Source organism: Sphingomonas sanxanigenens DSM 19645 = NX02 (genome assembly GCF_000512205.2).
Taxonomy (GTDB): Bacteria; Pseudomonadota; Alphaproteobacteria; order Sphingomonadales; family Sphingomonadaceae; genus Sphingomonas_D; species Sphingomonas_D sanxanigenens.
In genome coordinates this window covers 1,972,887-1,986,268 of the sequence record NZ_CP006644.1, presented here as the reverse complement: position 1 = coordinate 1,986,268, position 13,382 = coordinate 1,972,887, and the positions used below count along the sequence as shown (strand labels likewise).

Here is a 13,382-nt window from a genome sequence, read left to right as displayed (position 1 = left end):
TCTCCATCACGCGAAACCTAACGTTGACAGAAATATATCTCAATACATATTTGTATCGAATGTCCACGCGAGACCAATCATGAGCCGCAGACCCGCGCGCACCCGGCCGACCAGGGCCCAAACCCGCGAACGCATCATGGACGGCGCGCTTGACGCGTTTGCGGAACGCGGATTTCAAGGCGCGTCCCAGGAAGATATTTGCGAACGCGTGGGGCTTAGCAGGGGCGCGTATAATTCGAGCTTTCAATCGAAAGAGGAGCTTTTCTTCGCGCTTTACGATCGGATTATCGAGCGGCTTCAGGTGCGACTAGAAGCGTCAATGACCGAGGCACTGCTGGCGAGCGGCCCCGTGATAGACAATTTCGTCAAAGCGTTTGTGTCAAACTATAGCTTTGATCGAAAATGGTATCTCCTTCAGGCCGAATTCCGCTTGCATGCGCTGAGAAATCCCGCCGTCGCCTCTCATTATGCAGCGCGTCAGGCGCGTATTCTCACTGTTATCGAACATGCGATCGCCCGCGTAGGCGAACAGAAAAAGCCTGTTGGGCCTGGGAAGCTCAGCCGTATGGCCCGTCTGCTTTTAGCCGTCCATGAAGGCGGTATGTTCCAAGGCTTGCTCGAGCCCACCGAGATCGCCGGCGGAGAGTTGCTCGAGTTTTTTGGCACGTTGGTGATGGCACGAGCGCTCGCGGCGAATTAATGCCATAATTGGACTTGTAACGGATTTGCGCCGGTCACCTGAGCGATTAGAGCTCGCAACAGGAGACCGACGAGATGATCAAGCACACAGAAGAGTTCAAGCAGGAGGCGGTGCGGATTGCACTGACCAGCGGGTTACCCCGCGACAGGGTTGCATCGGATTTGGGGATAGGGAAGTCGACGCTGGGCAAATGGGTGTCACAGTATCGGCCATCTGACCTGGTGGCAGCGCCGCAGGCAGATCTGGCGCGTGAGAATGAACGCCTTCGTCTTGAGAACCGTGTGCTGCGGGAGGAGAGGGAAGTGCTAAAAAAGGCCACGCAGTTCTTCGCGAGCCAAAGGCCGTGAAGTTCGCTTTTGTGCATAGCTGGCGGCATCGTTGGCCCGTTGAACTGCTCTGCCGTGTCATGGATGTCAGTGAACGCGGCTATCGTTCCTGGCGCTCGCGCCCGATTAGCAGGCGGGAGCGGACAGATATGAAAGTGCTGGCCCATATCCGAGAACAGTACAGGCTGAGCCTTGGCAGCTACGGCCGTCCTCGCATGACGATGGAGTTGAAGGAGGTGGGGCTCGATGTTGGCGAGCGCCGGGTCGGGCGGCTGATGAAGATCAACGGGATCAAGCCAGTCCGCACGCGCAAGCACAAGGTTACGACGGATAGCCACCATCGACTGGGGGTCGCAGCGAACTGGCTGGACGGCGATTTTGCCGCCGATGCGCCCAACCGTAAATGGGCCGGCGACATCACCTATATCTGGACGTCAGAAGGCTGGCTCTACCTTGCCGTCATTCTCGACCTGCATAGCCGTCGCGTCGTGGGCTGGGCAGTCAGCGACAGAATGAAGAAGGACTTGGCGATCAGAGCGCTGGATATGGCGGTGCGCCTGCGCCAGCCTCCGGAAGGCTGCTTTTTTCATTCGGATCGTGGCAGCCAATATTGTTCTTACGACTATCAAAAAAAGCTGCAGGCCTATGGCCTGCGTCCATCGATGAGCGGCAAGGGAAATTGCTACGACAATGCGTCCGTCGAGACCTTCTTCAAATCCCTGAAGGCCGAACTCATCTGGCGGCAGAGCTGGCCGACGCGGCGTCAGGCAGAAGCCGCCATCTTCCAGTACATCAATGGCTTCTACAACACCCGTCGTCGCCATTCATATCTGGGCGGCATCAGCCCGCTCGCGTTCGAAGCCAAGGTGGCATAATGAGATAGGTGACCGGCACAAAACCGTTACAAGTCCATAATCCCCGACACACCCAATAGAAGTCGCCAGATTTATCCCACTATTCTGGGCAGCGCCTACCGGCGCCCGAATCCAAGTCTAATTATATAGCACTCTTATGCCAGCACATCGTCGGTCACCCCGAGATAGCAACGAACCTCGATGCGGCCTCATGGGACAACTTCACTTTGCAAGCGGTCAAACATCTGATCGATCCTGGCATAGACATGTTTCGATTCGGGCAGGAATACCGCACTATTGAAGACGTGAAATGCCCCTTTATACTGGCGATAGTCCACCCTCACTCCCGCCTGCATAGCCCTCCTCGCAAAATCACGCGACGTCGGCATCAGTACATCCCTGTCGCCCTGGAATATCGTCATCGGAGGCAGGTCTTCGACGGGACCGTAGAACGGGCTGATGGCGGGGTCTTTAACATCGGTTTCACCGGCCCACATCGCGCCGCTCATCCGCAGGTTGGCGACCGAAAGGATGGGATCGTCACGCTCCACCCGCACACATTCAGGATCGGCCATGGTGACGTCGACCCAGGGCGCGAACAGCAGCAGCGCGGCCGGCAGGGGCTGCCCGCCGGCCACCAGGCGCTGCGCCAGCGAGACAGCGAATCCGCCTCCGGCACTGTCGCCGCAGAGCACGACATTGGCGGCCCCAGCCCTCGTGACGAGATTATCGTATAGCCTGTCCACCATCGCGAAAGCCGCCCGTCGATCGTGCTCGGGCGCGAGCGGATAGATCGGGACAGTGAATCTGGCGCCGGTACGGCGAATGATCTGCTCGACGATCCACCAATGAGCGGTCAGCAACTGCAGGACATAGGCCCCGCCGTGGAGATAGAGCACATGTATTGCCCCAGCGTCCCGACGGCGGTTCAGGTGGATGGTTCTGAAGCCGTCGGGACCGATCTCTGCGCTGATCGTGCACAGACGTCGCAAACTGGCGGTCGGTTCTGGAGCAACTGGCTCGCGCCTAGCGAGAAGAAGCCGGCGCTGCCGTTCCACCGACTGCGTGAGTTGACGGAAGAGCAGACCAGCGCCCCAGGCAGTCAGGCTCATCGCAAGCGATGGACCGGTCATTCCATCGTCTCCTTCGATTCCAGAGATGCGCTTCACCGCGACGCGATCCGCAGCATGGCGCGCAACAACTTTTGGCGGCCCGCCCATGGCGCGCGCAGCAGCGCCGTGCCGGCAAAAGCGCGCTGAACCATCACCGGGCGCTTCTTGGAGAATGTGACGAACCCGTCGAGGCCGTGATACTGACCCATCCCGCTCGGCCCCACCCCGCCGAACGGCAGATTGTGCTGAGCCAGATGGTAGATGCAGTCATTGATCGTCACGCCGCCCGACAGGGTGCTAGCCAGCACATGGTCCTGCCGGCGCCGGTCATCATCGAAATAATAAAGCGCCAGCGGCCTTGGCCTGTCGTTGACATAGCCGATCGCCTCGTCGAGGTCGCGATAGGCGATCACCGGCAACAGGGGGCCGAAGATTTCCTCCTGCATCACGGTCATCTCGCCCGTCGCACCGAAAATCAGGGTTGGCGGCATCAGCCTGTCACCGGCTTCCGGAGTATCCGTGATAGCCCTGCTGCTCGTCACACGGAGACAGAGGGGATGATTGTCGCCAAGCAAGGCGCTTCTCCTTCCCTGTCCAGAACATCTCCAATATATTGAGAAAAGGTCGTTACATGTCTGCAGACAGTTCACCCGGCCCCGCGGTCACGCCGGACACAAAGGGCTTCTTGCGGCATGCTCCGGTTCAGGAACGGGGCCGCCGCCGGGTGCAGCAATTGCTCGACGCGGCCGCCCAAGTGATCGCCGAGTCGGGCGTCGATAATGCGACCACTAATGCCGTGGCGGCGCGCGCGGAGACATCGGTCGGGGTGCTCTACAAGTTCTTCCCCAACAAGCAGGCGATCGTCGAAGCGCTAGCGCTGCGCTACATTGAGGAAATCGAACAACTTCTTAGCCGTCAGGAGCAGGCGGGCATTGCTGACTGGCCAATCGCCCATGCGGTCACCTGGCTCGTGCACGCCATAATGGATTTCCATCGCGAACATCCCGCCTACCAGCATGTCTATCGGGCGGTTCGCGGCTCAAGCGGCGAACAGGCGATCCTGCTGCTCGACCCGGCCAAGGGGGTCATTGACCATCTCCTAGCGCTACGCGCCTCAGCTGTGGCAGCGGAACGGCGCGAATGGCATGCAATCACAGCAGTTGAGGCGGCACACGCATTGGCGATCCAGGCTTGCGCCCTGCCGCCCGAGGGAGCCGAAAGGATGATGGAAGAGGCGACGATCTTACTGACGCGCTATCTGACTCCAGACTATGCGCCTGACCAATCGCCTGCCTCCTGAGCAATCTTCCATTCATCTCTGAAGACAACTAGGGAGAAGCCAATCTGTGGATCACCTGCGGTCTTGGTATTCGGCACCTTTGCTTGGCAGAACGGCGTGGCCCCGCCGGTTCGCGCTGATATTGGCTCCGGCGGGACTCCTTATTCCCGGGATGCTGATCGCGTTTCTGTCGCCGGAGCCGATCCGAACTTGGCTTAACCGGGCAGTGCTCAACCGCAGCTGTTGTTATACGCGGTGTCGACCATTTCTCAGGCATGCCGGCAGCCAACTCGCATCGGACCAGGCTACCTTGCATTGATCAGCCTCTCGGGGGAAAAACGATAGCGGTCACCCGCGCAGCAAAGGGAAGGAGCTGGCAAAAGGTCCGCCAAGATTATCCACGGGCGTCCACTGAACCCGCTTCACCCCCCGTGCCGAGCATAGCCTTTGACAGAATGGCAGAACACCCGATCTGAACACGTCACTGGATGAATACCGGTTTAACCTGTGCTAAGATCCGGCGAGAGGTGTGATATGGTATATTTCACGGAGCGAGTTTTGACCGGGGAACTGGTGACCGCAAAAGATTTGCTCATCCGCGCCTTGGCGCTCCTCGACGAGCAGGAAGAACATCAGGTAGCCTATAAGAGCCTGATCCGAAATTAAGTTGAGTGGTATCAGCAGGTTAGCTTGACGGCCTGGCCTGTCGCTGATTCATGGGTTTCGCCAAAAACTACCGTCGATTCAACGATGTGGACCGATACCACTCGCGCCCTTCATGCGCGAAGCGGGCTGGCTTTGCCAAGCGATTTGACGGATGCGGAATGGGCGGTGCTGGAGCCACTTCTTCCCGCGGCCTGCGCTGTGGGGCGTCCGCGCAAAAGGCCGTTGCGGCGCATTGTAGAGGCCATGCTGTTCCTGCTGCGCGGCGGCTTGCCATGGCGGATGCTGCCGCCCTGCTTTCCGCCCGTTTCCACGGTTCGGCGCTGGTTCTATCTGTGGCGCGACAATGGCCTGTGGCTGTCGATCAACCACGCGCTGCTGATGATGACCCGCGAAATGGAAGGGCGCGAGGCTTCGCCCAGTGCCGGCGTGATCGACAGTCAGAGCGTGAAGACGACGGAAAGCGGCGGTCCCTGTGGCTACGACGCGGGCAAGAAGATCAAGGGACGCAAGCGCCATATCCTGACCGACACCAATGGCAATCTGGTCCATGCCCTCGTGCATGGTGCGGATATTCAGGATCGTGATGGCGCGCCCCTGCTGCTCACCGGCATCATCGGTCGCTTTCCATGGCTGCGCCATCTGTTCGCCGATGGCGGCTATGCCGGGGATAAACTCAAGGATGCTCTACGCAAAATGGGCAAATGGACCATCGAGATCATCAAGCGTTCCGACACCGCCAAGGGCTTCACGGTGCTGCCACGGCGATGGGTCGTCGAGCGCACACTCGCCTGGCTCAATCGCAACCGCCGCCTCGCCAAGGACTTCGAGAAAACCATAGCATCGGCAACCGCATGGCTCTTCATCGCATCCGTTCAGCTATACGTTCGACGCATCGCAAAAACAGAAAACCCAGTCCGTTAGTTTTGAATCAGACTCTAAAGTTTGCGAAGCGATTGAGAGACTAATCGGCGCGCCAAGTACTCTCGAGCAATGGTATCAAATGACCGGTCGAAATACGGATGGCTCGCCAAAGGATTTGCGGCAGGTCTGCAAATAGTTTGAGACGCAAGACATCCAAAACGAATCCGAATGGCGGATAGCCTTTATCTCGGACTCTCACTCATGGAGTTTTGCAAGGTCGGGGTGGACTGCTGAAACGATACCATGCGTAAATAGCCGGGTCAGGAAACCGGCGAGATCGCCTGCATCATAGACGCCACTCCGAAAGGCCGCGAAGATGGCTTCGGTCCCGCTAGCGAACAATACCGATATGAGGATATGGCGTTTTATCGGCGATAGTCGGTCGATCTCGATCCGTTCGCCCACGTCGGTTTCAATGTCTAAGAGCATTGCCTCGATCTGCGTTGCGCCGAACAAGCGCGAGCGGATGTGGTGTTGGTTCAGTTCAAAGAAGGCGGCCCCTCCTTTCATTGGCAGGATTAGGTTCATGAAAGCAAGATAGGCCTCGAAGAGCATCACTTCGAAATCACCGGCCCCTGCCCTTGCCGCAGCTGTTTCCTCTCGGATTCGCCGGATAAGCCGGTCCACGATCTCGTCAAACACCGCCTCTTTACTGCCGTAATAATTATAGAAACTGCCCGGCGAGACCTGGCTCTCGGCGACAATGTCACGAACCGAGGCGGCATCGAGTCCTATGGTCGAGAATATCGTCCAGGCAGCAGCTTCGATCTTCTCCCTGTTCTGTGCCCGTGTCGTCTCGCGCTTTTCGGAAAGAGCGTAAGCTCCCTTGCCGGTCGATGCGCGACGCACCTGCTGGACCATCCGCGGAGCCATTCAAGCCATCAGATGCTGGCCGGCATCGACCGGAATGATCGTGCCGGTGATGCGGCGGGCGGCATCGCTTGCAAGGAAGGCGGCCACCGCGCCCACATCCTCGATCGAAACGAGCGTTCCTTGCGGCGCAGTGGCGGCCGCACGGTCCAGTAGCTCATCGAACCGGCCGATCCCGCTGGCCGCACGGGTCGCGATGGGGCCTGGAGAGATGGCGTGCGCTCGGATCCCCATGGGCCCCAGCTCTGCGGCAACATAACGGGTCGCGCTCTCAAGTGCTGCCTTGACTGGTCCCATAAGGTTGTAATGTTCGACAACTCGCTCCGATCCATAGAAGGTGACGCACAGCAGGCAGCCCCCTTCTGTCATCAATGGCTCAGCCAGTCGGGCCATGCGCAGGAAACTGTGGCACGAGACATCCATGGCGAGCGCAAATCCGTCGGCAGAGCTATCCACGACCCGGCCGTGCAAGTCTTCCTTGGGGGCGAACGCGATGGAATGCAGCAGGAAATCGAGACCGCCCCATCGCTCATGCACTTGCGTGAAGAGTTCCTCCAACTGCCCGGGCTCGCGGACGTCGCACGGCGCCAGCCACTCGCCCCCCAACCGCGTCGCTACCGGTTCCACAAAAGGCTTTGCCTTCTCGTTGAGATAAGTCGCCGCCAATCTCGCCCCGCAATGCGCGAACGCCTCAGCGCAGCCGGCCCCGATGCTATGCTCATTGGCGATTCCGATAACGAGGCCGCGCTTGCCCGAAAGATCAACGAGAGGTTTCACGAGTCCGTTCCCTGCTCATGTTCAAGAAGATTTGACGTGTGCATTGCAATCATGCGCTCCTCGTCGGTGGGGATGACCCGGACCGTCACGTCGCTGTCGGATCTGCTGATTACGTCCGCTCCCGACACATTCGCCCCCTCGTCGAGCCTAACACCGGCCCATGCCAGGCGGGCGCAGATCGCCGCCCGAATGATCGGGTCGTTCTCGCCGATACCGGCAGTGAAGATGATCCCGTCGAGCCCTTCCAACGATCCGATCAAGGCACTTGCTTGCCGGGCCGCGCTCCAGACAAAAAGCTCGATCGCCTCGGCCGCGTGCGGATCAGCGCTGGCATGAAGTGCGCGCATGTCGCTCGACACGCCTGATACACCCAACAAACCGGACTGACGATAGAGGAGGGATTCCACTTCTCCCGCGCTAAAGCCTTCCTGGAGTTGGAGATGCACGACTACGCCCGGATCGATCGAGCCGGTACGCGTGCCCATCATCAGGCCGTCGAGTGCCGTGAACCCCATGGTCGTGTCGATGCTAACCCCTCCGCGCATCGCACACATGCTCGCGCCGTTGCCCAGATGCGCGGCAAGCACCCTTCCCTGGGCCAGTATCGGGTCCAGTTCCCGCAAACGCAGGGCGATATATTCGTAGGACAGGCCATGAAAGCCGTATCGACGGAAACCTCTGTCGCTTAGCGTGCGAGGAAGGGCCAGGTGAGAAGCAATGGCCGGCATGGCGTGATGGAAGCCCGTGTCGAAGCAGGCTATCTGGAGCAAATGGGGTGACTTGCGGGCTATTTCGCGGATAGCGGCAAGATTGTGAGGCTGATGCAGAGGTGCAAGCGAGCAAAAGGCATCGAGTTCGCCAAGGAGCGCGGCATCGACCCGCTGCGGTGTCCAAAAGCGGCTTCCCCCATGCACGACCCGATGGCCGACGGCGACAACCTCATGCCGATTGAGATGGGTAGCAGCCCAATCGTAGAGTTCGTCGAGCAACGGCTCATGGGTCAGGCCAGCGCCATCCATCCACTGCTTTTCGAGAAGCACTTCACCCTCGTCCGAACGGATGAGGATGCGAGGACTAGTGCCGATCCCCTCGAGCTTTCCCCCTGCCACATGGCGTGGTCCATCTGGCCCAAGCGTATAGAGGCCAAACTTTATACTGGAGGAGCCTGAATTGAGGCTTATGATGGCGCGGGTCATGCCGGAAGACCTGGCGCAGCTTTTGTTCCTGCAGCGGCGAGAAGTACGGCAACCGCGCAGGAGGCCAGGCGCGTGCGCAAGCTATCCGCCCGACTGGTCAGAATGATCGGCACGCGCGCGCCAACCACGATTCCCGCTGCGTCGGCACCACCAAGGAACGTGAGTTGCTTGGCAAGCATGTTGCCTGCTTCGAGACTGGGCACGACAAGGATTTCCGCCCGTCCCGCAACGGGGGAGACGATGCCCTTCTCTCTCGCCGCAGCGGTACTGATCGCATTATCGAAGGCGAGCGGCCCGTCTAGCACGCCGCCCGAAATCTGACCGCGATCGGCCATCTTGCACAGAGCCGCCGCATCAAGAGTGGAAGCGATCGCCGGATTGACGGTCTCAACGGCTGAGAGGATTGCGACGCGTGGTTCACTTATGCCGATCACATGGGCAAGGTCGATAGCGTTGCGGATGATGTCGGCTTTCTCATCAAGGGTCGGCGCGATGTTGATCGCCGCGTCGGTGATGAGAAGAGGCGTAGGATGTCCCGGCACATCCATCAGATAGACATGGCTGACGCGCCGCTCGGTCCGTAGCCCGGTCTCTCGGGCAACGACCGCGCCCATCAGTTCGTCGGTATGGAGGGAACCCTTCATCAGGAGTCTTGCCTCACCACCGCGAACCAGTTCCACCGCTGCGGCGGCTGCGGCATGGCTATGAGGCGCCGGAACTATTCGAAACGCGCCGATGTCCTCCCCGGCTTCCTGCGCAGCCGCCAGAATGCGAGCTTCGGGGCCGACGAGAACGGGTAAAATGAGACCGGCCTGTGCCGCTTCGGCGACCGCCTTGATCGCCGCTGCGCTGCAGGGATGGACGATAGCGGTTGGGACGGCACTCTTTCCCGCGGCAGCGTCCATCAGCCTTCGATATCCGTCATGGCCGGAAAGCTGGATGTCGGGAAGGACCGCACGCGGACGTCTTATCTTCTCGATGGGCGCCTTGACGGTCGCAATGCCCGTGATGACGTCCTCGCCGTCCTGGTTGGTGCAGCGGCAATCGAGGGTGAGAATGTGATGCTTGTCGTCCTTCGTGGAGACTTTGATCTGCGCTGTAATAGTGTCGCCCAGTCCAACGGGCCGTACGAACCGCAGCGACTGGTCGAGATAGATGGTGCCGGGGCCAGGCAATTGCGTTCCCAGCACAGCCGAGATCAGTCCTCCACCCCACAGGCCGTGGGCGATGATGCGATGGAACATGTCGCCCGCGGCGAACTCCGGGTCCAGATGGGCGGGATTCACGTCCCCTGAAGCCAGGGCAAAGAGTTGGATTTCGCGTTCGCCCAGCGTTCGTGACAAGCTTGCCGTCTCGCCAACGGCAATTTCATCATATGTGCGGTTCTCGATCATTTCAGGCGCGGTCATAGTCATTTCTCCAGCACGTAGCTGCCGGGAGCATCGAGGATCGGGGCATATCCCTTGTCGCTCGCTCCCAGGGGCGGCGGCGCACCGGCTTCCCCCGACCGCACACCCAGCCACTCGCCCCATGCTTCCCACCAGGAGCCGCCATGATCTTCTGCCTGCAACAGCCACTCTTCGGGCGAAAGGGCCGGGTCACCGTCACGCCGCGTCAGAAGCCGATAATGGCGATGGTTATGGCCGGGCTCCGATACGATGCCTGCGTTATGGCCGCCATTGGTGAGCGCGAAGCTGATCTCGGCGCTGGTTAGCATATGGATCTTGTGGACCGAGCGCCATGGCGCGACATGGTCGGTTTCAGTGCCCACCACGAACATGGGGAGTCGCAGCGCTGACAGGCTAATCGTCCGATTATCGACCTTGAAACGCCCCTCTGCCAGATCGTCCTTCAGGAAGAGTTTCCGCAAATATTCACTGTGCATGGCGTAAGGCATGCGTGTACCGTCCGCATTCCAGACCATCAGATCGTTCAAGGGCGGCCGGTTGCCCATCAGATATTCGTTCAGGACTCGAGACCAGACGAGGTCATTGGATCGCAGCATCTGGAAAGCCCCGCCCATTTGGCTGCTGTCGAGATAGCCACGTTCCCACATCATGCTATCCAGCAGGTTGAGTTGGGCTTCGTCAATGAACAGGCCCAACTCGCCCGGCTCGCTGAACTCGGTCTGCGCCGCCAGCAGAGTGAGCGTAGCAAGCCGATCGTCCCCGTCCCGCGCCATCGCGGCAGCGGTGATCGCGAGAAGCGTCCCGCCAAGACAATATCCAAGCGCGTGAATCTTCTGAGCGCCCGTTATGGCGCCGATCGCCTCTAGCGCCGCCATCGGGCCGAGCAGCCTGTAATCGTCCATATCGAGATCGCGGTCGGCGCTGCCCGGATTATGCCAGGATATTGCAAAGACCGTATAGCCCTGCCCCACCAACCACGAGATCAGAGAGTTGTGCGAGGACAGATCGAGAATATAATATTTCATGATCCAGGCTGGAACGACCAGCACCGGCTCGGGGCGGACATTTGCCGTGGTGGGTTCATATTGGATGAGTTCTATCAGGCGATTTCGGTAGATGATCTTGCCCTTGGTCGCGGCAATATCCTTTCCAAGCTTGAAGTCCGCAACGCTGCTGGACGCAGCACCACGCGCCATATCCTCCAGGTCAGTCAGAAACAGGTGTGCGCCTTCGACAAGGCACATGCCTCCCGTTTCCACAATCCGTTGTTGCAGCACTGGATTGGTCGCCGCGAAATTGCTCGGCGCAAACATGTCGAGTATCTGTCGCATCGCAAAGGACGTCACCGCCTCATGATGGTCGCTGACACCGGATACGCCGGTCGTTGCCGCATGCCACCATTGCTGCATCAGCAGGAACGACTGGGCGATCGCGCTGTAAGGAGGCGTCTTCCAGGCCGGGTCGTCGAAGCGATGATCCTGCGGCAGCGGCTCAATCGCGGGATGGTCGGAAGCGCTGCCATGGGCCAGATAGTCGGCCAGCCGGATATATTTGCGCGCGCCCTTGGCGAAAAGTTCCAGGCGATGACCCGGCGACGCGGCAAGATGCAGGGCCCAGTCGGAAAAGGCTTGCGCAATTGTGACGGGCGAAAGGCCCCCCGTCATGCTGGCGATCGCGGCGAAAGCGGCCCGGTCGAAGGTCTCCGCGAGGCCATCGAGCGGATCCGGGGCGGAAGCGGTGCCGGGGCTGTCGATCATTGTGGGGAACTCCCTGATGAATCATGCTGCTGTGAACTGTCGGCTCCGCTCATCGCTATTGGCGATGCCCCAGCGCCCCAGCCGCCAGCGACGGCGCGGTATAGCTGGACAGTGGCCGTACCCTGAGCAATCCGTGCCTGTTCCATCCTGTCGAGGTCCGACAGGGCATCGAGCCTGGCCTGAAGGACGTCTCCAAGGGGCACGCGTCCGGCTTTGTAGAAGCTCGCCGCAAGCTCCGCACGGTTCTCAGAGAGATCGCGCGCATGATCAAGTCCGCTCAGGCGTTGGTCCAGACCGGCACGGAAACCATATGCCGTCTCGACCTCCTCTAGGGCGTTGAGCATCGCGCGGTCCTGTGCCGCGAGCGCAGCCGCCAGTTCCGCGTTGCCTGCGGCAATTCGGCCGCGCAGCAGACCGCCCGTGAAGATCGGAACGCTCGCTTTGACGCTGACGAGCCCGAGCGAGCCTCCAAAGCCCGGGAGACCCGACAAGCCGATCTGGCCGTTCTGACCCATGAAGCTGATACCGAAACGTGGCATAAGATCGGCCTGCAAGCTTTTAAGCCTCGCGGCCCGCGCCTCGACGATCAGCATTCTCGCGCGGACATCGGGGCGGCGACCCAATATGGTCGAGGGGAATTGGCCGGATGGAGGCGGCGGCACGGCGATCTGGAGGCCCGTCGGCATCTTCGGCAATTGCTCGGGCAGGTCACCGGCGAGTACGGCGAGCCGCCTTTGTCTCGCATCGATCAGCGACATTATCGGCGGGCGGGATGCCTCCAACGAAGCCAGCGCGCCTTGCGCCTTGGCCACATCCATGGCGGTTGCCTGTCCCGTTCGCTGGCGCGCCGACGCATAATCGGTCAGGCGCCGCGCGACAGCGATACTCTCACCAAGAAGGGCAAGCCGACGCTGCAGACCGGCCCATTGCTGATAATTTTCGACGACATCACCTATCACAACCAACCGGACACCATCCGCCAGGCTGGCCGTGCTCTCGGCAAGAGCGTGCGCCGTGTCGACATCGGCATGTCGACCACCGAATATGTCCGGCTCCCATTGAGCGCCGAGGCCGATCAGATAGCCGGTTCCGGTCTTCCCGCTCGTGTAGGGTTGGAGCACAGACCCCAGCGCGGTATCGATGTCGGTGTCGCCGGCATTTACCCAAGCAGCACCACTCGCTGCAATCGAAGGATACAGAGCCGATTCCGCGACCGACACAAGCGCCCTGGCCGCTCTGACGTGCGCCTCGGCGACGCGGACATCGGCATTGCTCGCCAGGGCCCGATCGACCAGTGCATCGAGATATGGATCCTTCCAAAGGGTCCACCACCGATCAAGGTTCCCTTCAGACGCCTCATTTGCAGCGGGAGCGTCCAGCCGCTGCGGAGCCGTGATCCTGGCCGAGGATGGCGACAGAGGCGGCGCAGACGCGCAAGCTGCCAGCGCCAGTACTGCGGAGCCAAGGGTCAGGCGCTGCAGGAGTCTATGGATGGTGTCGTTTCGGATATGCATC

Annotated in this window: 12 protein-coding genes; 4 read left to right on the top strand and 8 right to left on the bottom strand. The window is 60.3% G+C overall.

Features of this window, described 5'->3' with window-relative positions; genetic code table 11:
- Positions 1-79 precede the first annotated feature (79 nt).
- Positions 80-700 (top strand): TetR/AcrR family transcriptional regulator, encoded by a 621-nt coding sequence (locus NX02_RS09095; protein ID WP_025291885.1) that lies wholly within the window; start codon positions 80-82, stop codon positions 698-700.
- Positions 701-774: 74 nt separating this feature from the next.
- Positions 775-1,901 (top strand): IS3 family transposase gene (locus NX02_RS09085; protein WP_211258307.1). Its coding sequence is split into 2 segments (ribosomal slippage): positions 775-1,006 and positions 1,006-1,901, totalling 1,128 coding nucleotides; the frame shifts between segments, so codons are not numbered across the junction.
- 188 nt (positions 1,902-2,089) lie between these two features.
- Here the strand turns inward: NX02_RS09085 and NX02_RS09080 are convergent.
- Both NX02_RS09080 and NX02_RS09075 read right to left on the bottom strand, forming a co-directional pair.
- A complete protein-coding gene (locus tag NX02_RS09080; protein ID WP_158013972.1) occupies positions 2,090-3,013 on the bottom strand; it encodes an alpha/beta hydrolase fold domain-containing protein in 924 nt (307 codons plus the stop codon).
- A 32-nt stretch (positions 3,014-3,045) separates the two neighbouring features.
- Complete coding sequence (locus NX02_RS09075) at positions 3,046-3,483, bottom strand: aldehyde dehydrogenase family protein (RefSeq protein WP_025291882.1); 438 nt, start codon at positions 3,481-3,483, stop codon at positions 3,046-3,048.
- A gap of 140 nt (positions 3,484-3,623) precedes the next feature.
- Between NX02_RS09075 and NX02_RS30655 the strand changes: the two genes are divergently transcribed.
- Together NX02_RS30655 and NX02_RS09065 are read left to right on the top strand one after the other, a co-directional pair.
- The gene (locus tag NX02_RS30655) at positions 3,624-4,292 is read left to right on the top strand and encodes a TetR/AcrR family transcriptional regulator (protein WP_025291881.1); all 669 of its coding nucleotides are present in this window, start codon (positions 3,624-3,626) and stop codon (positions 4,290-4,292) included.
- 729 nt (positions 4,293-5,021) lie between these two features.
- A complete protein-coding gene (locus NX02_RS09065) occupies positions 5,022-5,858 on the top strand; it encodes an IS5 family transposase (protein ID WP_025291880.1) in 837 nt (278 codons plus the stop codon).
- 195 nt (positions 5,859-6,053) lie between these two features.
- Here NX02_RS09065 and NX02_RS30650 read toward each other — a convergent pair whose 3' ends face one another.
- The 6 genes from NX02_RS30650 to NX02_RS09035 are packed head-to-tail and all read right to left on the bottom strand — an operon-like array spanning position 6,054 to position 13,381.
- Positions 6,054-6,719 carry a TetR/AcrR family transcriptional regulator gene (locus NX02_RS30650; RefSeq protein ID WP_158013971.1) on the bottom strand — a complete coding sequence of 222 codons (666 nt, stop codon included), beginning with the start codon at positions 6,717-6,719 and terminating at the stop codon, positions 6,054-6,056.
- 12 nt (positions 6,720-6,731) lie between these two features.
- Positions 6,732-7,505: an enoyl-ACP reductase FabI gene (fabI, locus tag NX02_RS09055; protein ID WP_025291878.1), complete on the bottom strand. Its 774-nt coding sequence runs from the start codon at positions 7,503-7,505 to the stop codon at positions 6,732-6,734.
- A complete protein-coding gene (locus NX02_RS09050; protein ID WP_025291877.1) occupies positions 7,502-8,701 on the bottom strand; it encodes an acetate/propionate family kinase in 1,200 nt (399 codons plus the stop codon). Before NX02_RS09050 ends, fabI begins: the two co-directional genes overlap by 4 nt.
- Positions 8,698-10,110 carry a bifunctional enoyl-CoA hydratase/phosphate acetyltransferase gene (locus NX02_RS09045; protein WP_025291876.1) on the bottom strand — a complete coding sequence of 471 codons (1,413 nt, stop codon included), beginning with the start codon at positions 10,108-10,110 and terminating at the stop codon, positions 8,698-8,700. The genes NX02_RS09050 and NX02_RS09045 overlap by 4 nt, the downstream gene beginning before the upstream one ends.
- Before the next feature lie 2 nt (positions 10,111-10,112).
- Positions 10,113-11,867, bottom strand: a complete 1,755-nt coding sequence (locus NX02_RS09040; RefSeq protein ID WP_025291875.1) for a PHA/PHB synthase family protein — start codon at positions 11,865-11,867, stop codon at positions 10,113-10,115.
- Entirely contained in the window at positions 11,864-13,381 is a 1,518-nt protein-coding gene (locus NX02_RS09035; RefSeq protein WP_047099762.1) for an efflux transporter outer membrane subunit, read from the bottom strand. Before NX02_RS09035 ends, NX02_RS09040 begins: the two co-directional genes overlap by 4 nt.
- Between the last annotated feature and the right edge of the window lies 1 nt (position 13,382).

What these genes read in the sequence shown, in the direction of transcription:
- NX02_RS09035 (WP_047099762.1), bottom strand. Translation starts at nt 13,381, where the DNA reads ATGCATATCCGAAACGACACCATCCATAGACTCCTGCAGCGCCTGACC.
- NX02_RS09095 (WP_025291885.1), top strand. Translation starts at nt 80, where the DNA reads ATGAGCCGCAGACCCGCGCGCACCCGGCCGACCAGGGCCCAAACCCGC.
- NX02_RS09075 (WP_025291882.1), bottom strand. Translation starts at nt 3,483, where the DNA reads ATGCCGCCAACCCTGATTTTCGGTGCGACGGGCGAGATGACCGTGATG.
- NX02_RS09040 (WP_025291875.1), bottom strand. Translation starts at nt 11,867, where the DNA reads ATGATCGACAGCCCCGGCACCGCTTCCGCCCCGGATCCGCTCGATGGC.
- NX02_RS09080 (WP_158013972.1), bottom strand. Translation starts at nt 3,013, where the DNA reads ATGACCGGTCCATCGCTTGCGATGAGCCTGACTGCCTGGGGCGCTGGT.
- NX02_RS30655 (WP_025291881.1), top strand. Translation starts at nt 3,624, where the DNA reads ATGTCTGCAGACAGTTCACCCGGCCCCGCGGTCACGCCGGACACAAAG.
- NX02_RS30650 (WP_158013971.1), bottom strand. Translation starts at nt 6,719, where the DNA reads ATGGTCCAGCAGGTGCGTCGCGCATCGACCGGCAAGGGAGCTTACGCT.
- NX02_RS09065 (WP_025291880.1), top strand. Translation starts at nt 5,022, where the DNA reads ATGTGGACCGATACCACTCGCGCCCTTCATGCGCGAAGCGGGCTGGCT.
- NX02_RS09045 (WP_025291876.1), bottom strand. Translation starts at nt 10,110, where the DNA reads ATGACCGCGCCTGAAATGATCGAGAACCGCACATATGATGAAATTGCC.
- NX02_RS09050 (WP_025291877.1), bottom strand. Translation starts at nt 8,701, where the DNA reads ATGACCCGCGCCATCATAAGCCTCAATTCAGGCTCCTCCAGTATAAAG.